Below are 24,692 nucleotides of genomic sequence, written 5' to 3' on the forward strand. Positions count from 1 at the left end.
CATAGGAAACTGCAAAGGAAGGGCGGGATTGTAAAGCAAACGCGCCAACAGCGTGTGACGAAACCAACCGTGCTCAGGCTGGCGTCATGCAGGCATCATTGGCCGCCTTGCGCGGCGAAAACCAGGCATTCGATTTCGGGCTGTACAGGAAGGCGCAGATGACGGCGAACGTGAGCGCGCCAGGCAAGACGTACATCTTCTGCGGCACGGTCGCCAGGCAGATGGCAATGTCGATCACGCCCCACACCAGATACACGGTGCGCGCGCCACGCTGCCTTTGCAGCATGGCCAGCGCTGTCACCAGGGTAAGGCCCTGACTGAAGAGCAAAATCGCGTATTGCACTTCCGCGGGAATCACGCCGTCCGTCATCCACGCCTGCATGGCGGGATCGTTGCGGCCAAGGTAAGCAGACACCAGCGCTGACAGCGAGCCGAGGACCAGAAACCAGCAACTGATGGCAACCGAGACGGGGCGTTTGACCACGTGAAGATTGCCGACAAAAACTTTAGAAAAAACGAGCATGGTGCTGACGCTATGGTTGATTGGGCCTGATTGTAACGGATGTTGGCGGCCAAACGCCCGCGCAAAAAAAAGCCGGCTTGCGCCGGCTTCGTGTGAGGAACGATTGCTGCTTAGTTCTTCGACTGGTCAACCATCTTGTTCTTGGCGATCCAAGGCATCATGGCGCGCAGTTTCGCGCCCACTTCTTCGATCTGGTGCTCGGACGTCAAACGGCGGCGCGAGATCAGGGTCGGTGCGCCTGCCTTGTTTTCCAGGATGAAGCTCTTCGCGTATTCGCCCGTTTGAATGTCTTTCAGGCATTGACGCATCGCATCCTTGGTGGCCGAGGTGACGACTTTAGGGCCGGTCACGTATTCGCCGTATTCCGCGTTGTTCGAGATCGAGTAGTTCATGTTGGCGATGCCGCCTTCATAGATCAGGTCAACGATCAGCTTCAGTTCGTGCAAGCACTCGAAGTACGCCATTTCAGGCGCGTAACCCGCTTCCGTCAAGGTTTCGAAACCGGCCTTGATCAGTTCCACGGCGCCGCCGCACAGCACGGCTTGTTCACCGAACAGATCCGTTTCGGTTTCTTCGCGGAAATTCGTCTCAATGATGCCGGCACGGCCGCCGCCGTTGGCCGAAGCGTACGACAGGGCGATATCGCGGGCGATGCCCGATTTGTCCTGGTACACGGCGATCAGGTGGGGCACGCCGCCACCCTGGGTGTACGTGGCGCGCACGGTGTGGCCCGGGGCTTTCGGCGCGACCATGATCACGTCCAGGTCGGCGCGCGGCACGACTTGGCCGTAATGCACGTTGAAGCCGTGGGCGAAGGCCAGCACGGCGCCTTGCTTGGCGAACGGCGCGATGTTTTCGTTGTAGACCTGGGCGATGTTTTCATCCGGCAACAGGATCATGATGACGTCGGCCGCTTTCACGGCGTCGTTGACTTCCGCTACTTTCAAGCCGGCTTGCTCGACCTTGGTCCACGAAGCGCCGCCCTTGCGCAGGCCGACGGTGACATTGACGCCCGAATCGTTCAGGTTTTGCGCGTGTGCATGGCCTTGCGAACCGTAGCCGATGATGGCAACGTTTTTGCCTTTGATCAAGGAGAGGTCAGCGTCTTTGTCGTAAAAAACTTTCATGGTATTTCCTATCATTTGATGATGCGTTGTTGTTTTAAATGCGGCCCCAGGGCCGCGTAGTGCTGCTTATATTTTTATACTTTGAGGATGCGTTCGCCGCGGCCGATGCCGGAACCGCCCGTACGGACGGTTTCCAGAATGGCGGCGCGGTCGATCGAATCGATGAACGCGTCGAGCTTGACCTTGTTGCCGGTCAGTTCGATCGTGTACGTCTTTTCGGTGACATCGATGATGCGGCCACGGAAGATATCGGCGGTGCGCTTCATTTCCTCGCGCTCCTTGCCCACGGCACGAACCTTGATCAGCATCAGCTCGCGTTCGATATGCTGGCCTTCGGTCAGGTCCACCACCTTCACCACTTCAATCAGACGGTTCAGGTGCTTGGTGATCTGCTCGATGATGTCGTCCGAACCGCTGGTGACGATGGTCATGCGCGACAGGGTCGAGTCTTCCGTCGGCGCCACGGTCAGTGTTTCGATGTTGTAGCCGCGTGCCGAGAACAGGCCCACCACGCGCGACAGGGCGCCCGCTTCGTTTTCCAGCAAGACAGAAATAATGTGGCGCATATTAGAGATCCTCCGAACCGAGCATCATTTCGGACAGGCCTTTGCCGGCTTTCACCATGGGCCACACGTTTTCGGACTGGTCGGTAATGAAGTTCATGAATACCAGCCTGTCTTTCATGCCAAACGCCTCTTTCAGCGCGCCATCGACGTCGCCCGGTTTTTCAATTTTCATGCCCACGTGGCCATACGCTTCCGCCAGTCTCTCGAAGTCGGGCAGCGAATCCATGTACGACTCGGAATAGCGCGAACCGTAATCGATTTCCTGCCACTGGCGCACCATGCCGAGGAAACGGTTGTTGAGCATGATGATCTTCGGCGTCAGATGATACTGCTTGCACGTGGCGAGTTCCTGGATGCACATCTGGATCGAACCTTCGCCGGTAATACAAGCAACGGTGGCGTCCGGATTGGCCATCTGCACGCCCATGGCGTACGGCAAGCCGACACCCATGGTGCCCAGGCCGCCGGAATTGATCCAGCGGCGCGGCTTGTCGAAGCCATAGTATTGCGCGGCCCACATCTGGTGCTGGCCCACGTCGGACGTGATGAAGGCGTCGCCCTTGGTGATCTGGAACACTTTTTCCACCACCGATTGCGGCTTGATGACCAGGTCGGAAGTCGGGTATTTCAGGCATTCGCGGCCACGCCATTCGGCGATCTGCTTCCACCAGTTGCTCAAGGCATTGACGTTCGGCTTGGCTTCGGCCGCGTCGAGTTGCGCGAGGAACTCGATCAGCACGTCCTTGACGTTGCCGACGATGGGGATATCGACCTTGACGCGCTTGGAAATCGACGATGGATCGATGTCCACGTGGATGATCTTGCGCGGATGCGAGGCGAAATGTTTCGGGTTGCCGATCACGCGGTCATCGAAACGGGCGCCGATGGCGATCAGGACGTCGCAGTTCTGCATCGCCATGTTCGCTTCATAGGTGCCGTGCATGCCGGGCATGCCGACATACTGCTCGCTCGAGGCGCGGTAGCCGCCCAGGCCCATCAAGGTGTTGGTGCACGGGAAACCCAGGCGGTCGACCAGCTTGTTCAGCTCGGCCGAGGCATTTGCCAGGATGACGCCGCCGCCAGTGTAGATCATCGGGCGCTCGGCTTGCAGCAACAGCTGCACGGCCTTGCGGATCTGACCCGAATGGCCCTTGTCGACGGGACGGTAGGAACGCATCTCGACTTCCTTCGGATAGTCGAAATGGCATTTGTGCATGCTGATATCCTTGGGGATATCGACCAGCACGGGTCCCGGACGGCCGGTACGGGCGATAAAGAAGGCTTTCTTGATCGTCGCTGCCAGGTCCTTGACGTCCTTGACGAGGAAGTTATGCTTGACGACGGGGCGCGTGATGCCGACCGTGTCGCATTCCTGGAACGCATCCTGGCCGATGGCGTGGCTCGGCACCTGGCCGGAGATCACCACCATGGGAATCGAGTCCATGTACGCGGTCGACAGGCCCGTGACGGCATTCGTGACGCCCGGACCGGACGTGACGATGGCGACACCGACTTTGTTCGAGCTGCGCGAATAGGCATCGGCGGCGTGGATCGCGGCCTGCTCGTGGCGTACCAGGATATGCTGGAATTTGTTTTGCTGGAAGATGGCGTCGTAGATGTAGAGTACGGCTCCGCCCGGATATCCAAAGACGTGCTCGACGCCCTCTTCAGCCAGACAGCGCACGACAATTTCTGCGCCCGTAATTGGTCCTGCTGCTGCTTCGGTATTCATGAAACATTCCTTTCAAGGTCCATTGGAGATTGATCGGATGTTCTTTCCTGACGAGGTACGCCTAACGCAACAGTGCTCCTGCTTCCCTTTTCATGCGGTCACGCAATTTCTTTGGGCACCCATAGATACCTTACAAAACAACGCTTAACGCAACTCGTTTGGCCGGAGTTTCTGTGGCGCCTGTACGAACCGCTCGCGCTTGTGGCGCGGGTTAGAACAAACTGCCTACAAATGAAAGCGCGTCTTGCCGCTGCTGGCCTTGTGTGCCGGTCGCGACCTGACCATAGGGCTTTGGGGTGTTCAAAGCGTCCCATACGTTATCGCGTTGCACCATTATGGTCAAGGAAAATGTCGGCCTCGCTGCATTTTTGCTCGCACAACGTGCAAAAACCCTGCGGAAACGCACATTTTTTGCTAGCATGCACGGGGTTGCAAAAAGCATACCCGCCCCCATTTCGCCCACCGCATCCCGCAGCCGCTAAGATCCCCATACCGCATGGCAACAGACAAAGAATTATCCGACTTTCTAGAAAATGTCGAGCGGCGCGCTTTCAAGCAGGCCGCCTACGCGGTCCGCAAGGAAGAATCGGCCCTCGACATCGTGCAGGACGCCATGATCAAGCTGGCCGAGAAATACGGCGACAAGCCGGCCGCCGAGCTGCCGATGCTGTTCCAGCGCATCTTGCAGAACACCATCCTTGATTATTTCCGCCGTGAAAAAGTTCGCAACACCTGGGTCAGCCTGTTTTCCGGCATGAAGCCCTCGGGCGACGAACATGAAGATTTTGATATACTTGACACGTATGAATCGGAACAGGGCTCCAGCGCCGCCGAATCGTCGGCCGACCAGGTCGAACGCGCGCAAATCCTTGATTTGATTGATGCCGAGGTACAAAAACTGCCCTCACGTCAACGCGAAGCCTTCCTCATGCGTTATTGGCAGGACATGGATGTGGCTGAAACAGCGGAAGCGATGGGTTGCTCCGAAGGTAGCGTGAAAACACATTGCTCTAGAGCTACCCACACGCTCGCCGAATCGCTGAAAGCCAAGGGAATTAAATTATGAACACCGACGATCTCAATTTCGCTTACAAAGTGCGCCATGCACTGAACGAAAAACTCGACGACCTGCCCGCATCGACCGCCGATCGCCTGGCAGCGGCACGCAAGCTGGCCCTGTCGCGCAAGAAGGCGGACGCGCCCGCCGCTGTCGCCGTGCGCCAGAACGTGTTCGCCGGCGTCGCCAGCAGCCTGTTCGTCGAGCCGCTGTCGTGGCTGGGCCGCATGAGCGTCATCATCCCCCTGCTGCTGCTCGTCGGCGGCCTGGTGGGCATCTATCAGTTTGAGCAGGAACAACATATTGCCGAACTGGCAGAAATCGATGCCGCCGTTCTGTCGGACGAATTGCCGCTGTCTGCGTACATGGACCATGGCTTCAACGCCTACCTGACGAAACGCGAGCAATAAATGGCAGGCACGAGCGTACGCAAAGGCTGGCTGGCCGGCGGCATCGGCCTGGGCGCCTGCGCCTTGGCGGGCGCCGCCTGGGTAGGCGCGCAGCAACATCCCGCGCCCGCCGCGCCTCCCGTGGCGGCAGCGCCCGTGGTGGCGCCGGCGCCGGCCTCAGCCGTCAAGCCCGGTTCGCCCCGCACAGCCGGCAAGGGCGGCACGCCGCCCAAGGCCAGCGAGAATCCATCGTGGAACAAGCTGTCGCGCGCGCAGCAGGAAGCCCTGCAGCCGCTGGCGGGCGAATGGAACAAGCTGGAACCGCTGCGCAAGCAGAAATGGCTCGATATCGCCAGCCGTTTTGCCTCGATGACGGCGGACGAGCAAATCCGCGTGCATGAACGCATGCGCGAATGGATCAAGCTGACGCCGGAACAGCGCCGCCTCGTGCGCGAAAACTACACGCGCACGAAGAAGATTGATCCGGGTCAAAAAACCGCGCAATGGGAGCAATACCAGCAATTGCCGGAAGATCAAAAGAAAAAGCTGGCGACGGAACTCGTGCCGAAAAAACCGCTGGGCAAGGTGCCTGCGATCAATTCGACCACGAGCAAGCCGCCCGTGATCGTGCCGCCCGCCACGCCGGCAGCGCCTGCCGCCGCGCCCGTCCTGCCGCCAGCCGCTGCGCCAGCGGCGGTCGTGCCGCTGACGGATCCTGCCGCGCCCCCCGCCGCCGTGCCTGTCACGCCACCTGTTACGCCTGCCCCACTGCCGACCAATGTCAAATAGCACGCCCGCCGCCAGCATCACTTCCCATCCCACGATCAAGCGCCGCCTGATTTCCATGGTGTACGAGTCGCTGCTGGCCCTGGCCGTGCTGTTTCTGCCCTTCCTGCTGTTTGAACTGGCCGTGCAGGGCGCGCATACGCCCATGACGGAACACATGCGCCAATGCCTGGCCTTCCTCGTCATGGGCGCGTATTTCATCCATCAATGGAGCCGCGAAGGGCAAACCCTGGCCATGAAGACGTGGCGCCTGAAAGTCGTGCTACCGGGCCACGCCCACGTGCCGCTGCGCGTGGCCGCGTACCGCTACATCCTGTCATGGATGTGGCTGCTGCCAGCCTTGCTGGTGTCGTATGTATTCGGTTTGCAGCACTGGACAGCCTTGGGCGCCATCGGCGTGGGCATCCTGGCCTGGTCGGCCACGGCCCTGTTCACCGGCAACGGGCAATTCCTGCACGACAAGCTGGCGGGCACGCAGATCGTGCAATTGCCGGCCCCGGCGAAGAAGGCGAAGAAAGTCGCCGCCTGAGTTTTATGCGGCTTGACCTGGGTCATTGAAGCGCCACGGGGGCTCTGCGATCATGGCATGCCATGAAGAATACCGCCCCCCTCCCCCACACACGCTTCGCCGCCTATCGCGAGGAAGTCTGCAGCGAAGACGACGTCAAGCATCTCGTCCACACCTTTTATGCGGCCGCGCGCGACGACGCCATGCTGGGCCCCATCTTTGCCGCCGAGGTCAAGGATTGGGATGCCCACTTGGCAACATTGGTCGATTTCTGGTCAGGCTTGCTGCGCGGCACCATGCGCTACCACGGCAAGCCGCTGGCCCAGCACGCGAATATGGAAAACCTAACGCCGTGCATGTTCCGCCGCTGGCTGACCCTGTTCTTCGCCACGACCGAAAGCATGGGCAACCCGGCCCTGCAGGAGAAAGCCGATACCATCGCCTTGAATATTGCCGAACGGCTATGGAAAAGCTTTGCGGAAAACCACTCCATCGGAGCGCCGCAGCTTTAGAACCTCTCGTAACCTTGAAGGTAACGCCATTGCCCCACGGGCATGGCGCCCATCGGGATGCGGCCGATGCGCAAGCGCTTCATGGCAACGACGTCCAGTCCCACCATCTTGCACATATGGGCGATCTGGCCCGGCTGCACGTTTTTCAGGGCGAAGCGCAGGCGCGTCTCGTTCTGCCAGCTGACCTTGATCGGCGGCAAAGGCTTGCCATTGAAGGGCAAGCCGTAATTGAGCAGCGCAAGGCCATTCTCAGCGATAGTGCCCGACACTTCCACGATAAATTCCTGCTCCACCGTTTTCGCTTCATCGACCAGCTTGCGGGCGACGCGGAAATCCTGCGTGAACACCAGCAGGCCGGACGCCATGGTGTCGAGCGGATTGGTGATGGTCAGGCCGATCAAATGGCGCTTGAGGAAGCGCGTGATGGAGCTGGGCGCCACGTTCTCCGGCGTAAAAATCTCTTCGGGACGCAAACAGCTCAGGGCCGGCTTGCCTTCCGCGCCCACGCCGCCGTTGATGCCGGCCGGCTTGTGCAGCAAAATCGTCACGGGCGGCATTTCATCGAGGGTGGCGTTCGGCAGCAGCACCACGGTCTGGTTGTCGGCCACGCGCGCGCCCGACTCTTCCACCAGCACGCCATCGACCGTCACCCAGCCGCCCTCGATATACAGCTCGGCCTCGCGGCGCGAACAGGGCACGTCTTCGGACAGGCGCTTGGCCAGGCGGACGGTGGGCATTTCGTGTGGTGTGGTCATGGGGAGGCGCAAAAAGCAGGAGGAGGAGAAAGCCGGTATTGTAACCGACCCGCTCCTCCCCTTTTACGACTTGCGCTGCTGATTGTCGGATTACGCTGCTGATTGTCGGATTACGCTGCGCTAATCCGACCTACCCGACCTACCTGACCATGTGCGGTTTTGTAGGTTGGCTTAGCGGCTTGCCGCGTAAGCCAACAATCAGGCCTGCGCCTTCGCCAATTCCTCGGCAAAGAAGCGGTGGCCCATCTCTTCCAGGCCCAGCGTTTGCAGCACTTCCTGCAGGCGCTCGGTGGGGCGCTGGCGCGGCAGGTTTTTGTAGCTGGCGATGATCAGTTCATTCTTCATCGAATGCTCCCAGCCCACCAGTTCCGTCACGCTGACCTGGTAGCCATGGGCTTCCAGCTGCAGACAGCGCAGCACGTTGGTGATCTGGCTGCCGAACTCGCGCGTGTGCAGCGGGTGGCGCCACAATTCCGTCAAGACGTTCTTGCCCAGACTCTTGCCCTTGTTCTTCTTCAGGACGGAAGCGACTTCCGCCTGGCAGCATGGCACCAGCACCATGAACTTCGCCTTTTTCTTCAGGGCGAAGTGGATGGCGTCGTCCGTCGCCGTGTTGCACGCATGCAAGGCCGTGACGATGTCGATCTGCTGCGGCAGCAAGTTCGATTCCGTCGATTCGGCCACGGACAGCGGTAAAAACGACATGCCGGGAAACTTGAATTTCTTCGCCAGCTCCTGCGAGCGCTGCACCAGCTCTTCGCGCGTCTCGATGCCGTAGATGTGCGAACCGTCGTTGCCGTTCTTGAAGAACAGATCGTACAGAATGAAACCCAGATACGACTTGCCGGCGCCGTGGTCGACCAAGGACACGCCGGGGTGGTCCAACTGCACTTCGCGCAGCAGCGGCTCGATGAACTGCGTCAGGTGGTACACCTGCTTGAGCTTGCGGCGGCTGTCCTGGTTCATCTTGCCGTCGCGCGTCAGGATGTGCAATTCCTGCAGCAAGGCGACCGACTGGCCATCCTTGATCTCGGGCATGTTGCTGGCGGCCGTGATGATGTCTTTCGGCGCAACGGCTGCGGTGGCGGCGGGTGCCGCGCCCTTAGCGCGCTTCATCGATCCACGCCATCTGTATCGCTTCGAGCACTTTTTCGCCGCCGCGCGTGTGGTCATCGTCGAAGCCGTCCAGTTCCACCACCCAGTTGTGCAGGTCGGTGAAACGCACGGTCAGCGGATCGATGTCCGGATGCGCATCGAACAAAGCCTCGGCGATCGCGTGTATGTCGGACCATTTCATGTTAGTGGCTGCCTTCGCTGACCTGGTTGATCGTGTATTTCGGGATTTCGACGACGAGGTCGGCCTCGGCCACGATGGACTGGCACGACAGGCGCGACACGGCTTCCAGGCCCCAGGCCTTGTCCAGCATGTCTTCTTCCAGTTCCGTCGCTTCGTTCAGGGATTCGATGCCTTCGCGCACCAGCACGTGGCAGGTGGTGCAGGCGCACGATTTTTCGCAGGCGTGCTCGATGTCGATGTCGTTTTCCAGCAGGATGTCGCAGATGGACTTGCCGGCCGGGGCTTCGATGACGGCGCCGTCCGGGCAAAGCTTGGCGTGCGGCAGGATAACGATTTGTGGCATGGTTTCTTCTTTCAGTCTGTCATTCGGAGCGCCGCCGCGGCGAGTGCCTGCGGCGTGCTGTTCAATTAGTGTTATACGACCTGATCCAGCGACTTGCCGGTGAGAGCAGTACGCACGCTGCGGTCCATGCGGCGCGAGGCGAAATCCTCGGTGCCGTCGGCCAGCGCCTCGATCGCCAGTTTTAATGCCTGGTGGTCGATGGCGCCGCTTTGCGACTGCACGATGGCATCGCGCACCTTCGTCATCAAGCCATCGACAGCCACGCGCTCGGCGTCGTCGAGCAAGCCGCCGTCCTCGTCCAGCGCCGACTGCGTGGCCAGCAGGATGCGTTCCGCTTCCACCTGCTCTTCGCGCAGCGCGCGCGCCACCATGTCGGTGTCGGCCGAGGTGTACGAATCCTGCAGCATGCGGGCGATGTCGTCGTCGCCCAGGCCATACGCGGGCTTGACGCTGATCGACGCTTCCACGCCCGAGCGCAGTTCACGCGCCGAGACGGACAGCAAGCCGTCCGCATCGACCTGGTAGGTGATGCGGATGCGCGCGGCGCCGGCCACCATCGGCGGAATGCCGCGCAATTCAAAACGCGCCAAGGAACGGCAATCGCTGACCAGTTCGCGCTCGCCCTGCAGCACGTGCACGGCCAGGGCCGTCTGGCCATCTTTAAATGTCGTGAATTCCTGCGCGCGCGCGCATGGTATGGTCGAGTTGCGCGGGATGATCTTTTCCACCAGACCGCCCATGGTTTCGATACCGAGCGACAGCGGAATCACGTCCAGCAACAGCCAGTCGTCGCCGGCGGCACGGTTGCCGGCCAGCAAGTTCGCCTGGATGGCCGCGCCCAGCGCCACCACCTTATCGGGGTCGATATTCGCATGCGGCGTCGTGTGGAAGAATTCGCTGACGGCGCGCTGCACGTGCGGCATGCGCGTGGCACCGCCCACCATCACCACGCCGTCGACGTCATCCGCATCCACGTTCGCGTCGCGCAGGGCTTTCTTGATGGCATTCATGGTCTTGGCCACCAGGTGCTGCGTCATGGCGGCAAAGTCCGCGGCCGTGATGCGCAAGTGGATTTCTTCGCCCGAGTTCAGGGCCGCGTCGATCATCGTTTCCGGCTTGGTCGACAGCGTTTCCTTGATTTCGCGCGCTTTCACCATCAGGATGGCCGTGTCTTCGTCCGACAGCGGCGCCAGCTTGGCCTGCTCGCTGATCCAGCAGAACAGGCGGCGGTCGAAATCGTCGCCGCCCAGGGCCGAGTCGCCGCCCGTGGACAGCACTTCGAAGACACCCTTGCTCAGCTTCAGGATCGAGATATCGAAAGTGCCGCCGCCCAGGTCGTACACGGCGTACACGCCTTCGGAGGCGTTGTCGAGGCCATACGCGATGGCGGCAGCCGTCGGCTCGCTCAGCAGGCGAAGCACATTGATGCCGGCCAATTGCGCCGCATCTTTCGTCGCCTGGCGCTGCGCATCGTCAAAGTAGGCGGGCACGGTGATCACGGCGCCCACCAGGTCGTCGCCGAGCGAGTCTTCCGCGCGCTGGCGCAAGGTGGCGAGGATTTGCGCCGACACTTCGACGGGGCTTTTCACGCCGGCCACGGTTTTCAGCTGCACCATGCCAGGCGTATCCTGGAAGTCGTACGGCAGGTTTTCCGCGTAGGCGATGTCGGCCAGGCCGCGGCCCATGAAGCGCTTGACGGACACGATGGTGTTCTTCGGGTCGGTGGTTTGCGCGGACAGGGCCTTGTAGCCGATGTTGGCGTGGCCGTTCGGCAGGTAGCGCACGACGGACGGCAGCAAAGAGTGCCCTTCTTCGTCGTTGAGCACCTCGGGAATGCTGTTGCGCACGGTCGCGACCAGGGAATTGGTGGTGCCAAGATCGATGCCGACGGCCAGGCGGTGCTGGTGCGGCGCGGTCGACATGCCTGGTTCGGAAATTTGCAGAAGTGCCATTGTATTCGTGCCTCGATTAATTTTTTGCGTGATGCAGCTGATGCCTGGTGCGCATTATAAGACGGGGGCCGGACTGGCGCTTGGCACGCCGGTCAAGCGATCGCCGGGTCAAGCCTCGATGGCCTCATAGGCAAAACGCACTTCCTCGCCGAATTTGTCGAGGAACATCAGGGCGCGCACGCTTTGCGCCGCATTCACGTAGTCGTCGGCGTCTAGCTGGGCGGCCACCTGGGCCAGCAAGGCCTTGCGTTCGGCGCGCAGCTGGCGGTCCAGGGCGTCGAGCGCGTCGGCATCCTTGCCCGCGCGCGCATCGCCCAGTTCCTCGCGCCATTCCATCTGCTGCATCAGGAAGCTGACGGGCATGGCCGTGTTCGATTCCGTCTGCAGATCGACGCCATTGAGTTCGCACAGGTATTGCGCGCGCTTTTGGGGGCTTTTCAGGGTTTGGTAGGCTTCATTGGCGCGCGTGGCCCATTGCATCGCCACGCGCTTTTCAGCGCTGCTGGCGTTGATGAAACGGTCCGGGTGGACCTTGCCCTGCACGTCGCGATAAGCCGCGTCCAGCGCGCTCATGTCGAGCCCGAACTGCGCCGGCAACTGGAATAATTCGAAGTGGTTTTGCATAATTGTCAGTGGTCGCTGTACCGCAATCGATGGGTACAGCGCACCGACCGGGGTCTTGCCAGCTGTTTAAATCCTGAAGGACTCGCCGCAGCCGCAGGCGTCTTTTTCGTTCGGATTGTGGAACTTGAAGCCTTCGTTCAAGCCTTCGCGCGCGAAATCGAGTTCCGTGCCGTCGATGTAAGGCAAGCTTTTCGGGTCGACGAAGACTTTCACGCCGTGCGATTCGAAGACGCTGTCTTCGGCCGCCGCCTCATCGACATATTCGAGCTTGTAGGCCAGGCCCGAGCAGCCCGTGGTGCGCACGCCGAAGCGCAGGCCCATGCCCTTGCCGCGCCGTTCGATATAACGGTTGATGTGTTTCGCCGCTTTTTCGGTCAGTGTGATCATGTATTTCTCCGTAACTGCCCCGGCCTTGCGGCTGGGGCGGGCTACCAACGATTAAGCTGCTGCCGGGTGACGCGTTTGATAATCCAATACCGCCGCCTTGATGGCGTCTTCCGCCAGGATGGAGCAGTGGATCTTCACTGGCGGCAGGGCCAGTTCTTCGGCGATCTGCGTGTTCTTGATGGCCAGCGCCTGGTCCAGGGTTTTACCTTTGACCCATTCCGTTACCAGCGAGCTCGACGCGATGGCCGAACCGCAGCCATAGGTCTTGAATTTCGCGTCTTCGATCAGGCCATCGGCGCCGACCTTGATCTGCAGTTTCATCACGTCGCCGCAGGCGGGCGCGCCCACCATGCCGGTGCCGATGGTTTCATCACCCTTGTCGAAAGCGCCCACGTTGCGCGGGTTTTCGTAGTGATCGAGTACTTTGTCCGAGTAAGCCATTTTGATGCTCCTTTAATATTCTTGCCGGCCCCATTCACGAGGCCAATTTATCTTCAAGTGCCTGGAAAACCGTAGCGAGCGGCAGTGAGTTGTGGCCGAGAAGCGGAACTGTGCTGTAGCACAGTGAGCATCGCAGGCCGCAAATCGCGACGCGCAGTAGGTTTAACAGGTGCTTTTAGTGGGCTGCCCATTGGATGGAGTTAATATCGATTCCCTCTTTGAACATGTCCCACAGCGGCGACAGTTCGCGCAATTTGTGTACTTTCGATTTCAGCAGGTTCACGGCGAAGTCGATGTCTTCCTCGGTCGAGAAACGGCCGATGGTGAAGCGGATCGAGCTGTGCGCCAGTTCGTCGCTGCGGCCTAGGGCGCGCAGCACGTACGATGGTTCCAGGCTGGCCGAGGTGCAGGCCGAACCGGACGACACGGCGATATCCTTGATCGCCATGATCAGCGACTCGCCTTCGACGTAGTTGAAGCTGACGTTCAGGTTGTGCGGCACGCGGTGGTCCATGTCGCCGTTGATGTAGACTTCTTCGATCTCCTGCAGGCCCTTGGCCAGGCGGTCGCGCAAGGCCTTGATGCGGCCGATTTCGCTGTCCATCTCTTCCTTGGCGATGCGGAAGCTTTCGCCCATGCCGACGATCTGGTGCGTCGGCAGGGTGCCCGAGCGCAGGCCGCGCTCATGGCCGCCGCCGTGCATCTGCGCTTCCAGGCGCACGCGCGGCTTGCGGCAGACGTACAGGGCGCCCACGCCTTTCGGGCCGTAGGTTTTATGTGCCGTGAAGGTCATCAGGTCGACCTTGGTCTTTTGCAGGTCGATGACGACCTTGCCCGTCGCTTGCGCGGCGTCGCAATGGAAGATGATGCCTTTCGAGCGGCAGAACACGCCGATCTCGTCGATAGGCTGGATCACGCCGATTTCATTGTTCACCAGCATCACCGACACGAGGATGGTGTCCGGGCGCACGGCCGCGGCCAGCTGCTCGACGGTGATCAGGCCGTTGTCCTGCGGTTCCAGGTAGGTCGCCTCGAAGCCGATGCGTTCCAGTTCGCGCACCGTGTCGAGCACCGATTTGTGCTCGGTCTTGACGGTGATGATGTGCTTGCCCTTGGTCTTGTAGAACTGCGCCGCGCCCTTGATGGCCAGGTTGTTGCTTTCCGTCGCGCCGGACGTCCAGATGATTTCGCGCGGATCGGCGTTCACCAGGGCCGCCACGTGGCCGCGTGCCTCTTCCACGGCTTTTTCCGCCGTCCAGCCATACATGTGGCTGCGCGATGCCGGATTGCCGAACTGCTCGCGCAGGTAGGGAATCATCTTGTCGGCGACGCGTGGATCGATCGGCGTGGTGGCCGAGTAATCCATGTAGATCGGGAAATGCGGTGCGGTTTCAAAGTGCACTTGGCCTACGTTTTTTTCTGGGGCGTTCATCAATAACTCCTGCAATCAGCAACTTGGTATTTTGTTATGTTCAACCGAGGGCGGCGTGGTTACGGTGCATCACCATCACGCTTTGTTCGGCAATCTTTTGTCTCTGCTGGTCGACCAGGTCCTGCAAGGACACAGAATCCAGATAATCGACCATTTTTTCATTGAGCGTGGACCACAATTCATGCGTCATGCAGCGCGCGCCCGTGGCCGCGTCGGCGCCGTGGCAATGCTCCTTGCCGCCGCACTGCGTGGCGTCGAGCGGCTCGTCAACGGCGATGATGATGTCGGCCACCGTCACCTTGTCAGCACGGCGCGCCAGGCTGTAGCCGCCGCCCGGACCGCGGATCGACTCGACGATCTCATGCCGGCGCAGCTTGCCGAACAGCTGTTCCAGGTAGGACAGGGAAATCGACTGGCGCTGGCTGATGCCGGACAAGGTGACCGGTCCCTTGCCCTGGCGCAGGGCAAGATCGATCATCGCTGTCACGGCAAAACGGCCTTTTGTAGTCAGACGCATACATCCTCTGGTCAACTGGTTTAAAATATTGCGGTTTTTCAACTTCTCAAACCCTGAGTAGTTGAATGATTTAGTCAAGTATAACAAATTCGGCGGGGTTTGTCAGAGCGCCCCTCGATGACCACAGGGCTGGCAGGGGCATGGCCGGCCGCGCCAGGCACGGCGGCATCAGGAAAACAACAATACTGCTCAGGCACGCAGAGCGCTACGTACTTTCATTAACTCAAACCCCAGCAGGTTCAAGCCGTCCCAGCGGGCCGGATCGCCGATGCGCGGATTGTCCGACGCCAGGCCCACGCCCCAGATGCGGTCGACGGGACTGGCTTCGACGATGACGCGCTCGCCCGTGCCCAGCAAGAACTTGCGCAGCGCGGCTTTTTGCGAGAACTTGGCAAAATTGCCATCGAAGACGATGCCCGCGCGCGCCGCTTCCCACACCCTGGCGTCAAAATTGGCCACTTCGCGCCCCAGCTTCTTCACTTCCGACGGCCGGGCGGCCGCCACGATGCGCGCCTGCACGGCCGTGTCGCCGAACAGGGCCGCCTTTTGCGCCATCATGTAGTGCTCGGCCGTGGCATACGTCACTCCAGCGAGGCTGAACGGCGACGGAAACCACTGGCTGAAGCAGCTTTTGTCGGGCACCTGCGGCTGCGCCGGCGTGTGGCCCCAGAAATACAGATAGTCGGGCTCGCCGCCCGCCGCGATCCACGCCTTCAATTCTTCCACGTTACTGATTTGCATATTCCCCGCACTTCCGCCAGACAGGCGATGATTCAAGCTCAAGCACGCAACAGTTGCATCGGCCCAAACAGGGCCTGCATGTCGCTGTTGCCGATAAAGGACAGATTATACGGATGTTCCGCCGTCACCTGCGGCAAGGCTGCGGCCACTGGCAAGCGTTTGATGAGCTCGGCAATCTTGCCCCACAGCACCAGTTGCGGCAAGGCCGCCCCGCCCTGCAGCGCCAGCGCTTCCAGCACCACCTGCAGGAAAGGCAGCCAGCCGCGCGCATCCTGCACGGGCGGCACGTGGGCACGGAATACCAGCGCCGCATTGAGCAGCAAGAAACCCTGCTCCGTCATCTTGCGCTGCAAGTCGGGCAGGGTCTGGATCGCGCCGCTGCCCGGCAGCTGCGCGGCGGCGGCCACGGGCGCCATGGCCACGCCGGACGTGTCGCCGCCCTGCAGCTGGCCATCGGCCACCAGCAGCATCTTCATGAAGTTGCGCAGGGATGTGGCGCGGTTGACGGGCTTCGACAGGCCCGTCGCCGACCACAGGCTGCCCACGGCGCCATCCATGAAGCACACGCCCGTGGCGCTGTCGGCGCGCGGATACGGTCCCTCGCCCACCAGCACGTAGCGCACCTGCGCCAGCGGCAGGGCAAAGGCGGCGAACAGCCGGCCCTGCGTGGGCAGATAATCGTCGGCAGCCAGCGCCGGCAGGTAGGCGGGATCGGCCGCCATCACGGCGTGCAAGCCGCGCAGCAGGACGGGACGCCAGGAAGCATGCGCCAGGGACAGGGCATCGGTGATGCTGGCAGGAACGGTTGTTGCGGTCATGGCGCGTCAGTAAAATATTTGGGCAAACGCAAATTGTAGCCTACCGGCAAGCGGGTATTGACTGCCCAAATCAAGCACGCATAAAAAAACCCCGCCTGGTGCCCGGCGGGGTGTTCTGGCTCGCGCCTTATAAAAGCTATTCGGCGTCGGGCTGCTGCGACGGATGGGCGGCGGCAAACGCCGGCAAGCCGGCGCAATGCGCGTGGATGCGCGCCACGCGCGGGTACGGCGCCAGGTCGATGGCGAAGCGCTGCGCATTGAACACTTGCGGCACCAGGCAGCAGTCGGCCATCGTCGGGCTGTCGCCATGACAGAACAGGCCAACTCCGGCCGGATCGCCCTGCGCCAGCAGCGCTTCCACGGCCGCCAGTCCCTCGGCCATCCAGTGGCGGTACCATTCCTGCTTGGCCTCGTCCGACAGCCCCAGGGTGTTTTTCAGGTATTTCAGGACGCGCAGATTCGTCAACGGATGGGCGTCGCAGGCGATCGCCAGCGCCAGCGCGCGCACGCGGGCGCGTCCCAGCGCATCCGCCGGCAGCAGCGGCACCGCTGGCCGCGTCTCGTCGAGGTATTCGAGCATGGCCAGCGACTGCGTCAGGATGGCGCCCTCGTCGTCGAGCGCCGGCACCAGGGCCGACGGGTTGACGGCGCGGTAGGCCGGCAGCAGCTGCTGGCCGCCGTCCTGCAGCAGGTGCACCGGGATGCTGTCGTAATCGATGCCCTTCAAATTCAAGGCGATGCGCACGCGGTAGGCGGCCGAACTGCGGAAATAGGTGTACAGCTTCATGGCGCGGCCTCCCCCTCAGGCGCGGCCGGCGCTGTTGCCAACATACAGCGCGACCGTCTGCTCGATGCTGCCGAAGATGCTGGCGCCGGCCGCGTCGCGCATCTCGATGCGCACCGTGTCGCCGAACTTCAGGTACGCCGTTTTTGGCGCGCCGTGTTCGATGGTTTCATACATGCGCACTTCGGCCAGGCAGCAGTAACCGACGCCGCCGTTTTCGATGCTGGAGCCGAACAGGTTGCCCTGCTTGTTCGACACGGTGCCGGAGCCGACGATGCTGCCGGCGCCCAGTTCGCGCGTCTTCGCCGCATGGGCGACGAGCTGCGCAAAATTGAAGGTCATGTCTTCGCCCGCATTTGGTTTACCGAACGGTTTGTCGTTCAAGTCCACCAGCAGCGGCAGGTGCAATTTGCTGTCCGCCCAGTCGGCACCCAGTTCGTCGGGCGTGACGGCGACGGGCGAAAACGCGCTGGCCGCCTTCGACTGGAAGAAACCGAAGCCCTTGGCCAGTTCGCCCGGGATCAGGTTGCGCAAGGAGACGTCGTTGACCAGCATCACCAGCCGGATCGCTTTCGCCGCGTCGTCCACGCCGGCGCCCATGGCCACGTCGCCCGTGATCACCGCCACTTCCGCTTCCAGGTCGATGCCCCACTCTTCCGACAGGGCGAAGATGGGGTCGCGCGGGCCGATAAAGCTGTCGGAGCCGCCCTGGTACATCAGCGGGTCCGTGTAGAACGAGGCCGGCACTTCCGCGTTGCGCGCCTTGCGCACCAGTTCCACGTGGTTGATGTAGGCCGAACCGTCGGCCCACTGGTAGGCGCGCGGCAGCGGCGAGTGGCACAGATTGGCATCAAACGGCTGCGCGTCCGGCGCCTGGCCCGCGTTCAGGGCCGCGTAGGCCTGTTCCAGTTTCGGCGCCACGGCATCCCAGTTGTCGAGCGCCGCCTGCAGGGTGGGAGCGATGGCGGCCACGCGCTGGTACTGGCGCAGGTCGCGGCTGACGATGATCAGGGCGCCGTCGCGGCTGCCGTTTTTCAGGGTTGCGAGTTTCATGGAGTGTGTTCCTTGTTAGGCTTAGTGTTCAGATGGATGCCGTGGGCGGCGCTCAGGCTTCGGCCGGCGCGTGCATCCAGGCGGCGTGCTTCGGCGCGCGGCGCGTCTGCGACCATTCTTCCAGCATTTCCCATTTGACGGCGTCCAGTTTGGCCATCATCTCGGGCGTGCCCACGTTGGCTGCCAGTTCCAGGCGGTGGCCGTTGGGGTCGAAGAAATAGATCGACTGGAAGATGGCGTGGTTCACCGGGCCCAGCACCTCGATGCCGGCGGCCACCAGGCGCTCCTTGGCGGCCAGCAGTTCCTCCATGCTGCCCACTTCCAGCGCCAGGTGCTGCACCCAGGCCGGGGTATTGCGGTCGCGGTCCATCGGCGGCTGCGTCGGCAGTTCAAAAAAGGCCAGCACATTGCCCTGGCCCGCGTCGAGGAAGACGTGCATGTACGGGTCCGGCGCCTTGGTCGACGGCACCAGGTCTTCGGCGATGGCGAGGACGAAATTCATGTTCAAATGCTTGACGTACCACTCGACGGTTTTCTTCGCGTCGATGCAGCGGTAGGCGACGTGGTGGATTTGCTTGATCTTCATAATGTCTGTCTCCGATGGATGGCGGGTTTTTCAGCTTTTCACCATTAGAATCGAGTTACAGCTATCATACAAACAATTTTTAACCATCGATTTATCGGATTATCTTATGAGTCCCAGCCTGCGACAGATGCGCGCCTTCGTGGCGCTGGCCAAGACCGGCAGTTTTACCCTGGCCGCCGAATACCTGCACGTGACGCAGTCCGCCTTGAGCGGCTTGATCAAGGAACTGGAGAGCGTGCTGGGCGTGCGCGTGGTCGAGCGCAGCACGCGCAAGACGCAGCTGTCGGAAATCGGCCGCGAACTGTATCCGCTGTTTGAAAAGATGATCGAGGACCTCGACGGCGCCATGGCCGGCATCGCCCAGCGCAAGGCCCTGAAGACGGGCCTGGTGCGCATCGCCGCGCCGCAGATGATGGCGTGCACCCTGCTGCCGGAAGTGATCGCCGCATACCGCCAGGCGCACCCGGAGGTGCAGCTGCGCCTGGTCGACTGCCCCGTGGAAAACGTGTCGGCGCGCGTCTTCAGCGGCGAAGTCGATTTCGGCATCGGCCCCGAGCGCGATCCGACGGCGGAAATCGCCGCGCAAGTGCTGTTCGAGATGCCCTTCGTACTGGTCTTCCCCGAGCAGCATCCGCTGCAGCAGAAAGAGCGCGTGACCTGGGCCGACGTGGGCGACTATCCGTTCATCTCGCTGCAGGGGCAATTTACGGAGCGTTTGCTGCGCGACATGCACGGCGCGTTTCGCGAACTGTCGCTCAATCCCTATAACGAAGTGACCTTCATGACGACGGCGCTGGCCATGGTCAGCGCCAACCTCGGCATCACGGTCTGCCTGCCGTACGCGGAGCCGATGGTCAAACTCTACAAATTGCACATGCGCACCCTGCACGAGCCGGAACTGACGCGGCGCTTTTTCGTCTACACGAAGACGGGGCGTTCGCTGTCGCCGGCCGCCGAAAGCTTCATGGCATTCCTGTTCCGCTTTGTCGAGACGCACGAGTGGAACGTGGGAGCGGGCGGCGGCACGGCCCGCGAGGCGCTGTCGGCCGGCGGCCCGGCCGGCGCCCCTTTATAATGGCGCATCGCCCCTTATCCACTTGCACCATGACCCAGCCTGACCAGCACGCCCTGTCTGCCACCGACGCCGCTACCATCGCCATCAACCAGCGCATGAACAAATTCGACGGCCATGAGCAGGTCTGGCTGTTCGGCTACGGCTCGCTGATCTACAAGGCGGACTTCCCCTATATCGAACGGCGCCCCGCCAGCATCGAAGGCTGGACGCGGCGCTTCTGGCAAGGTTCGCACGACCACCGGGGCACGCCGATGGCGCCGGGCCGGGTCGCCACCATCGTGCCGCAGGCGGGCGCCGTGTGCGACGGCATGGCGTATCTGATCACGCCCGAAGTCTTCGCCCACCTCGACCACCGCGAAAAAAACGGCTACCTGCGCCTGGCCACCGACATCACCTTCGACGATGGCAGCAAGGTCGAAGGCCTGGTGTACATCGCCAACGAGGAAAACGCCGCCTTCCTCGGCGCCGCATCGGAACTCGATATCGCGCGCCAGATCGCCCGATCAAACGGCCCCAGCGGTCCGAACAGCGAGTACCTGCTGCACCTGGCCAGCGCCCTGCGCGAACTGGGCAAGAGCGATCCGCATGTCTTTTCCATTGAGCAACATCTGGCGCAGATGCAGGAACAGGATAATGCCGCACGATAGCGCCGCAGCGCACCCCTGCGGCATCAGCGCTGACGCTGGTTTAACTTAAAACAAATCCAGCTGCCCCGCATTGCCTTTTTTTACTTTTGCACCCAATGGCGGCACCACCAGTGGCCGGCGGAACTGCGTGCAATCGAGCTGTTTGAAGCGGCCACCCTTGCCGTGCAGCCCCAGCCGGTGCACGGCCTTTTCAAAGCGCTGGCGGATGAGGTCGGCCCACACGCCTTCGCCCCGCATGCGCGCGCCGAACGCGCTGTCGTAATCCTTGCCGCCACGCATTTCGCGCACCCGGTTCATCACGCGTTGGGCACGCTCCGGAAAGTGCGCTTCCAGCCATTGCTGGAACAAGGGGCTCACTTCCCACGGCAGGCGCAGCACCACGTAATGGGCGTGGATGGCGCCCGCGTCGCGCACGGCTTCGAGCAGCTGCTCGATTTCCGGCTCCGTCACGAACGGGATGATGGGCGCGATGCTCACGCCCACGGGAATACCCGCGTCCGTCAGGGTGCGGATGGTGCGCAGGCGCCGCGCCGGGGCGGCCGCGCGCGGCTCCAGGGTGCGCGCGATGGCCGGGTCCAGCGTCGTGACAGTGACGGCCACGGCAGCCAGGCGCCTGGCCGCCATGGGCGCCAGCATGTCGATATCGCGCTCGATCAGCGATGATTTCGTGATCAGCGCCACGGGGTGGTCGCATTCGTGCAGCACTTCCAGCACGCGCCGCGTCAGCTGCCGTTCGCGTTCGCACGGCTGATACGCATCGGTATTGACGCCCAGGGCGATCGGTTCGGGCACATACGACGGCTTGGCCAGTTCGCGCCGCAACAGTTCGGGGGCGTTCACCTTGGCGTAGATGCGGCTTTCGAAATCCAGGCCCGGCGACAGGCCCAGGTAGCTGTGCGTGGGGCGGGCAAAGCAATAAATACAGCCATGTTCACACCCCCGGTACGGGTTCAGCGACACGTTGAAGGGCAAATCGGGCGAAGCGTTGCGCGTGAGAATGGTGCGCGCCTGTTCGTCGCTGACCTGCGTCTTCCATCCCGGCGCCGCCGCCTCCCCAGCCGCCTCGCCCAGGCCGCCCACGCTCCAGCCGTCATCGAAACCGGCGCGCGCATGCGTCTCGTGGCGCCCCAGCAGATTCGAGACGGCCCCGCGCCCCTTTTGCGCTTTCAGCGATTGCGGCGGCAACATGGCTTGCCCGGCGAAGCTGTCATCGTGCTCTGGAATGATTGCTTTCATGAACGGCCCCATCAACTGTATATACGTACAGTATACTATGCCGCTGTGCGGCCAAGATCAAGGGCTACCGTGCTGTCGTTTCAAGCTTTTTCGCCATGCGGCATGACATAACTCAACTGCTGCGCCACAAAGCCGTCAAATGCCGTGATCAAGGGAACGAAGCGGGAAGCGTCCTGCTCCAACTGCATCAGGGCATAGCACGTCGCTTCCAGGGTCGATAACTGGTCTGGCGCATGCGCCTTGCGGATCAGATAATGGGAAGCGGGTGTATCGCGCAGCGGCAGGCGCGGCAGCTGTTGCAACAGGGGATTCAGATACAGCATCTTGCGGCTCTTGCGCCAGGTGGCGTCCAGCACCACCAGCCGCAATTGGCTCGAAAATCGGGCCGGATCGAGCAAGATGGACGGGTCGAGCGCTGGCGGCGGCGCGATGCCCAGCGAACGGTCGCCTGGCGTATCCGGGTACAGCAGCACATTGTGCTTGTCGGCCAGCAGTTCAGCGAGCGCCTCCGGGGCAAACTGTTCGCCCGTCAGCAGGCGGCTGTTGGGCAGGCTCAGATGCAGCAAGCGGGCGCTGCCCTTGGCGTTGTGGACTTCCAGCGGATGCTGGAGGATCAGCACGTCCACGGCGTGGGCGACGGGGGCAGTCCAGCGACAAATGCAGCTGGACGCAGCGCGCAGGCAAACCGGGCAGCGTGCGCGTTTGGCGGGTTCAGCCTGGAAGGAGGATGCGGCGCCAGGGCTGGCGATCGCGCTGGAAATAGAGCGGGAGGTACGGCGGGTGGTCATGGCGGAGCGCGTTCGCGGCTGTCTTCAAGCCGCGATTGTAGCGCCCGTGCCATGCCAAGGGAAAGCTGCGCTTAAAACACCTGCGCTTAAAACTCTTCCCAGTCGTCGGCACCGGATGCCACCGTCGTCTTCGGTGTGCGTGCACGCACAGCTTCCGCTGGCGCCGCCTTGCCCGGCGCAGGCGCGGCCACGGCGGGTGCCGGCGTCCGCGGCGTGGCGTGCCGCATGGCAGGCCGCACCGCAGCTTTGATGGGCGCCGACGCCGTCACGGACGGGCCAGCACTGGCCGAAACATAGCGCTGTGTGGCATCGAGCTTGAACACGCCCACCACGTCGGCCAGCTTGGCTGCCTGTTCCTGCATGGATTCGGCCGCCGCCGCCGCTTCTTCCACGAGGGCCGCGTTTTGCTGCGTCACCTGGTCCATCTGGCCGATGGCCCGGTTGACTTGTTCGATGCCGGTGCGCTGCTCATCGCTGGCGTCGGTGATCTGGTTCATGATCTGCGTCACGTGGCTGATGCTTTGCACGATCTCGTCCATGGTGCGGCCCGCCTTGTCCACCAGTTGCGAACCGGCCTCGACCTTTTGCACGGAATCGTCGATCAAGCCCTTGATTTCCTTGGCCGCCGCGCTAGAGCGCTGCGCCAGGTTGCGCACCTCGGAGGCCACGACGGCAAAACCACGGCCCTGCTCGCCGGCGCGGGCCGCTTCGACGGCCGCGTTCAGGGCCAGGATATTCGTCTGGAAGGCGATGGCGTCGATGACGCTGATGATGTCGACGATCTTGCGCGAGGAATCGTTGATCGAGCCCATGGTGCTGACCACTTCCGAGACCACCACGCCACCCTTGCTGGCGATCTGCGAGGCGTCGATGGCCAGCTGGTTGGCGCTGCGCGCATTGTCGGCGTTGAGTTTCACGGTGGAGGTCAGCTCTTCCATGGACGATGCCGTCTCTTCCAGCGAACTGGCCTGCTCTTCCGTGCGCGACGACAAGTCCAGGTTGCCGGCCGCGATTTCGCTCGACGCCGTGCTGATCGATTCGGTGCCGGCGCGCACCTGACCCACGATACTGACCAGTTTATCGTTCATGTTTTTCAGCGCGTGCATCAATTGCCCCGTCTCATCGCGGCTTTCCACGACGATATGGCTGGTCAGGTCGCCGGCGGAAACGGCTTGCGCCACCTCGACTGCACGCGTGATGGGACGCGTGATCGAGCGCGTGATCCAGTAGGCGCAGGCAATGCCCAGCAAGATGGCCACCACGCCCAGCGAGATCAGCAGCAGGCGGCCGTTTTCGTAGCGCGAACGAATTTGCGCAGCCGTTTCGTCGAGCAATTTGGCTTCCAGCAGTTCCAGCTTCTTCAACGACGCCAGATAGATGTCGCGCTTGGCGACCATGTCGCCTTCGTACAGGCGCTTGCCCAATTCCAGATCGCCCGCATTCTTGGCCTTGAACACATTCTTGCGTACTTCCGTGTAAGCCTTGCGCGTGCTCAGCACCTCCTGGTACAGCGATTGCTCTTCGGCATTCAGCTCGCTTTTGCCGATAGCGTTCTGAATTTCCGTGGCGCGTGCCGACGAGACGGCCATTTCCTGTTCAAACTGCTTCTGGTGTTCGGGATCGCCGACTTTCCAGGCGGCCGCCGTGCGCGCCGCGTTCACCTCGATGACCTTGGTCCATTCACCAATCAGGCGCTCGTTGCGCACCTTGACGTTGACCAGCGCATCGGTTTCCTTGCTGGCGCTTTGCATCTGCACGATGCCCACCACGGTCAGGGTCGTCAACAGGAGCAGGACGGCGGCAAAACCGCCACCGAGACGTACGCCGATTTTGAGGTTTTTCATTGCGTGATTCCTATCTGAAAAAACAATGCACAGACGCCACGAAACCGACGTGCTGCTACGTATCAATATAGCAGGCATCTGCCGTGCGGCAATCACGAGCGGCGACGCAACGGCAGGCGCGTCACCAGAATGGCAGCACGCCGCAGCGCACCACTTTGGAGCAGATTGTGAG

The 24,692-nt window shown here is 62.0% G+C and carries 29 protein-coding genes; 7 read left to right on the top strand and 22 right to left on the bottom strand.

The genetic code is table 11. From position 1 onward, the window contains the following. Positions 1–73: 73 nt before the first annotated feature. The 4 genes from JAB8_RS05270 to JAB8_RS05285 form a co-directional block, all read right to left on the bottom strand. Positions 74–523 carry a hypothetical protein gene (locus tag JAB8_RS05270; protein WP_139142951.1) on the bottom strand — a complete coding sequence of 150 codons (450 nt, stop codon included), beginning with the start codon at positions 521–523 and terminating at the stop codon, positions 74–76. A gap of 110 nt (positions 524–633) precedes the next feature. Beyond that, positions 634–1,650 carry a ketol-acid reductoisomerase gene (gene ilvC, locus JAB8_RS05275; protein ID WP_034750044.1) on the bottom strand — a complete coding sequence of 339 codons (1,017 nt, stop codon included), beginning with the start codon at positions 1,648–1,650 and terminating at the stop codon, positions 634–636. A 74-nt stretch (positions 1,651–1,724) separates the two neighbouring features. After that, positions 1,725–2,216 carry an acetolactate synthase small subunit gene (gene ilvN, locus JAB8_RS05280; RefSeq protein WP_010399754.1) on the bottom strand — a complete coding sequence of 164 codons (492 nt, stop codon included), beginning with the start codon at positions 2,214–2,216 and terminating at the stop codon, positions 1,725–1,727. A 1-nt stretch (position 2,217) separates the two neighbouring features. After that, a complete protein-coding gene (locus JAB8_RS05285; protein ID WP_071650268.1) occupies positions 2,218–3,948 on the bottom strand; it encodes an acetolactate synthase 3 catalytic subunit in 1,731 nt (576 codons plus the stop codon). A 496-nt stretch (positions 3,949–4,444) separates the two neighbouring features. Between JAB8_RS05285 and JAB8_RS05290 the strand changes: the two genes are divergently transcribed. From JAB8_RS05290 to JAB8_RS05310, 5 genes are all read left to right on the top strand, one after another. Further along, positions 4,445–5,014, top strand: a complete 570-nt coding sequence (locus JAB8_RS05290) for an RNA polymerase sigma factor (RefSeq protein WP_034779551.1) — start codon at positions 4,445–4,447, stop codon at positions 5,012–5,014. Continuing rightward, complete coding sequence (locus JAB8_RS05295; RefSeq protein ID WP_070288770.1) at positions 5,011–5,415, top strand: DUF3619 family protein; 405 nt, start codon at positions 5,011–5,013, stop codon at positions 5,413–5,415. The genes JAB8_RS05290 and JAB8_RS05295 overlap by 4 nt, the downstream gene beginning before the upstream one ends. Beyond that, positions 5,416–6,183: a DUF3106 domain-containing protein gene (locus JAB8_RS05300; protein WP_070288771.1), complete on the top strand. Its 768-nt coding sequence runs from the start codon at positions 5,416–5,418 to the stop codon at positions 6,181–6,183. Next, positions 6,173–6,709, top strand: a complete 537-nt coding sequence (locus tag JAB8_RS05305) for an RDD family protein (protein WP_070288772.1) — start codon at positions 6,173–6,175, stop codon at positions 6,707–6,709. The genes JAB8_RS05300 and JAB8_RS05305 overlap by 11 nt, the downstream gene beginning before the upstream one ends. Positions 6,710–6,771: 62 nt before the next feature. Then, entirely contained in the window at positions 6,772–7,200 is a 429-nt protein-coding gene (locus tag JAB8_RS05310) for a group III truncated hemoglobin (protein ID WP_070288773.1), read from the top strand. On the opposite strand, the gene JAB8_RS05315 is transcribed toward JAB8_RS05310, so the two are convergent. From JAB8_RS05315 to JAB8_RS05385, 15 genes are all read right to left on the bottom strand, one after another. Further along, positions 7,197–7,955 carry an rRNA pseudouridine synthase gene (locus tag JAB8_RS05315; protein WP_070288774.1) on the bottom strand — a complete coding sequence of 253 codons (759 nt, stop codon included), beginning with the start codon at positions 7,953–7,955 and terminating at the stop codon, positions 7,197–7,199. The two genes, JAB8_RS05310 and JAB8_RS05315, sit on opposite strands and share 4 nt — an antisense overlap. 198 nt (positions 7,956–8,153) lie before the next feature. Beyond that, positions 8,154–8,993 carry an SAM-dependent methyltransferase gene (locus JAB8_RS05320; protein ID WP_139142954.1) on the bottom strand — a complete coding sequence of 280 codons (840 nt, stop codon included), beginning with the start codon at positions 8,991–8,993 and terminating at the stop codon, positions 8,154–8,156. Between the two features lie 64 nt (positions 8,994–9,057). Further along, a complete protein-coding gene (iscX, locus tag JAB8_RS05325; RefSeq protein ID WP_070288776.1) occupies positions 9,058–9,252 on the bottom strand; it encodes a Fe-S cluster assembly protein IscX in 195 nt (64 codons plus the stop codon). 1 nt (position 9,253) lies between these two features. Then, the gene (gene fdx / locus JAB8_RS05330) at positions 9,254–9,595 is read right to left on the bottom strand and encodes an ISC system 2Fe-2S type ferredoxin (RefSeq protein WP_034750070.1); all 342 of its coding nucleotides are present in this window, start codon (positions 9,593–9,595) and stop codon (positions 9,254–9,256) included. 71 nt (positions 9,596–9,666) lie between these two features. After that, entirely contained in the window at positions 9,667–11,547 is a 1,881-nt protein-coding gene (hscA, locus tag JAB8_RS05335; RefSeq protein ID WP_070288777.1) for a Fe-S protein assembly chaperone HscA, read from the bottom strand. Positions 11,548–11,655: 108 nt separating this feature from the next. Then, positions 11,656–12,171, bottom strand: coding sequence for a Fe-S protein assembly co-chaperone HscB (hscB, locus tag JAB8_RS05340; protein ID WP_070288778.1), 516 nt, complete (start codon positions 12,169–12,171; stop codon positions 11,656–11,658). Positions 12,172–12,237: 66 nt separating this feature from the next. Beyond that, positions 12,238–12,558, bottom strand: a complete 321-nt coding sequence (gene iscA, locus JAB8_RS05345) for an iron-sulfur cluster assembly protein IscA (RefSeq protein WP_034750079.1) — start codon at positions 12,556–12,558, stop codon at positions 12,238–12,240. A gap of 51 nt (positions 12,559–12,609) precedes the next feature. Continuing rightward, positions 12,610–12,999, bottom strand: a complete 390-nt coding sequence (gene iscU, locus JAB8_RS05350) for a Fe-S cluster assembly scaffold IscU (RefSeq protein ID WP_034779562.1) — start codon at positions 12,997–12,999, stop codon at positions 12,610–12,612. Positions 13,000–13,174: 175 nt separating this feature from the next. After that, positions 13,175–14,401 (bottom strand): IscS subfamily cysteine desulfurase, encoded by a 1,227-nt coding sequence (locus tag JAB8_RS05355; protein ID WP_275528097.1) that lies wholly within the window; start codon positions 14,399–14,401, stop codon positions 13,175–13,177. A 70-nt stretch (positions 14,402–14,471) separates the two neighbouring features. Continuing rightward, on the bottom strand, positions 14,472–14,948 hold the full coding sequence (gene iscR, locus JAB8_RS05360) for a Fe-S cluster assembly transcriptional regulator IscR (protein WP_034779566.1): 477 nt from the start codon (positions 14,946–14,948) through the stop codon (positions 14,472–14,474). A 189-nt stretch (positions 14,949–15,137) separates the two neighbouring features. Then, positions 15,138–15,689 (bottom strand): NADAR family protein, encoded by a 552-nt coding sequence (locus JAB8_RS05365; protein WP_070288780.1) that lies wholly within the window; start codon positions 15,687–15,689, stop codon positions 15,138–15,140. A 38-nt stretch (positions 15,690–15,727) separates the two neighbouring features. Beyond that, positions 15,728–16,507 carry a hypothetical protein gene (locus tag JAB8_RS05370; protein WP_070288781.1) on the bottom strand — a complete coding sequence of 260 codons (780 nt, stop codon included), beginning with the start codon at positions 16,505–16,507 and terminating at the stop codon, positions 15,728–15,730. A gap of 136 nt (positions 16,508–16,643) precedes the next feature. Continuing rightward, positions 16,644–17,294, bottom strand: coding sequence for a maleylacetoacetate isomerase (maiA, locus tag JAB8_RS05375; RefSeq protein ID WP_070288782.1), 651 nt, complete (start codon positions 17,292–17,294; stop codon positions 16,644–16,646). A 15-nt stretch (positions 17,295–17,309) separates the two neighbouring features. After that, a complete protein-coding gene (locus tag JAB8_RS05380) occupies positions 17,310–18,344 on the bottom strand; it encodes a fumarylacetoacetate hydrolase family protein (protein ID WP_070288783.1) in 1,035 nt (344 codons plus the stop codon). Between the two features lie 52 nt (positions 18,345–18,396). Continuing rightward, the gene (locus JAB8_RS05385; RefSeq protein ID WP_070224143.1) at positions 18,397–18,930 is read right to left on the bottom strand and encodes a VOC family protein; all 534 of its coding nucleotides are present in this window, start codon (positions 18,928–18,930) and stop codon (positions 18,397–18,399) included. Positions 18,931–19,036: 106 nt separating this feature from the next. Between JAB8_RS05385 and JAB8_RS05390 the strand changes: the two genes are divergently transcribed. Together JAB8_RS05390 and JAB8_RS05395 are read left to right on the top strand one after the other, a co-directional pair. Beyond that, positions 19,037–20,005 carry a LysR family transcriptional regulator gene (locus JAB8_RS05390; protein ID WP_070224144.1) on the top strand — a complete coding sequence of 323 codons (969 nt, stop codon included), beginning with the start codon at positions 19,037–19,039 and terminating at the stop codon, positions 20,003–20,005. A 29-nt stretch (positions 20,006–20,034) separates the two neighbouring features. Next, positions 20,035–20,652: a gamma-glutamylcyclotransferase gene (locus tag JAB8_RS05395; protein ID WP_070288784.1), complete on the top strand. Its 618-nt coding sequence runs from the start codon at positions 20,035–20,037 to the stop codon at positions 20,650–20,652. Positions 20,653–20,697: 45 nt separating this feature from the next. Here the strand turns inward: JAB8_RS05395 and JAB8_RS05400 are convergent, their stop codons facing one another. From JAB8_RS05400 to JAB8_RS05410, 3 genes are all read right to left on the bottom strand, one after another. Next, positions 20,698–21,840, bottom strand: a complete 1,143-nt coding sequence (locus JAB8_RS05400; RefSeq protein ID WP_070288816.1) for a PA0069 family radical SAM protein — start codon at positions 21,838–21,840, stop codon at positions 20,698–20,700. A gap of 128 nt (positions 21,841–21,968) precedes the next feature. After that, the gene (locus tag JAB8_RS05405) at positions 21,969–22,637 is read right to left on the bottom strand and encodes a tRNA-uridine aminocarboxypropyltransferase (RefSeq protein ID WP_071650273.1); all 669 of its coding nucleotides are present in this window, start codon (positions 22,635–22,637) and stop codon (positions 21,969–21,971) included. A 125-nt stretch (positions 22,638–22,762) separates the two neighbouring features. Continuing rightward, positions 22,763–24,520 carry a methyl-accepting chemotaxis protein gene (locus JAB8_RS05410; protein WP_070288785.1) on the bottom strand — a complete coding sequence of 586 codons (1,758 nt, stop codon included), beginning with the start codon at positions 24,518–24,520 and terminating at the stop codon, positions 22,763–22,765. Positions 24,521–24,692 lie beyond the last annotated feature (172 nt).

This window comes from Janthinobacterium sp. HH106 (assembly GCF_001758725.1).
GTDB lineage: Bacteria > Pseudomonadota > Gammaproteobacteria > Burkholderiales > Burkholderiaceae_D > Janthinobacterium.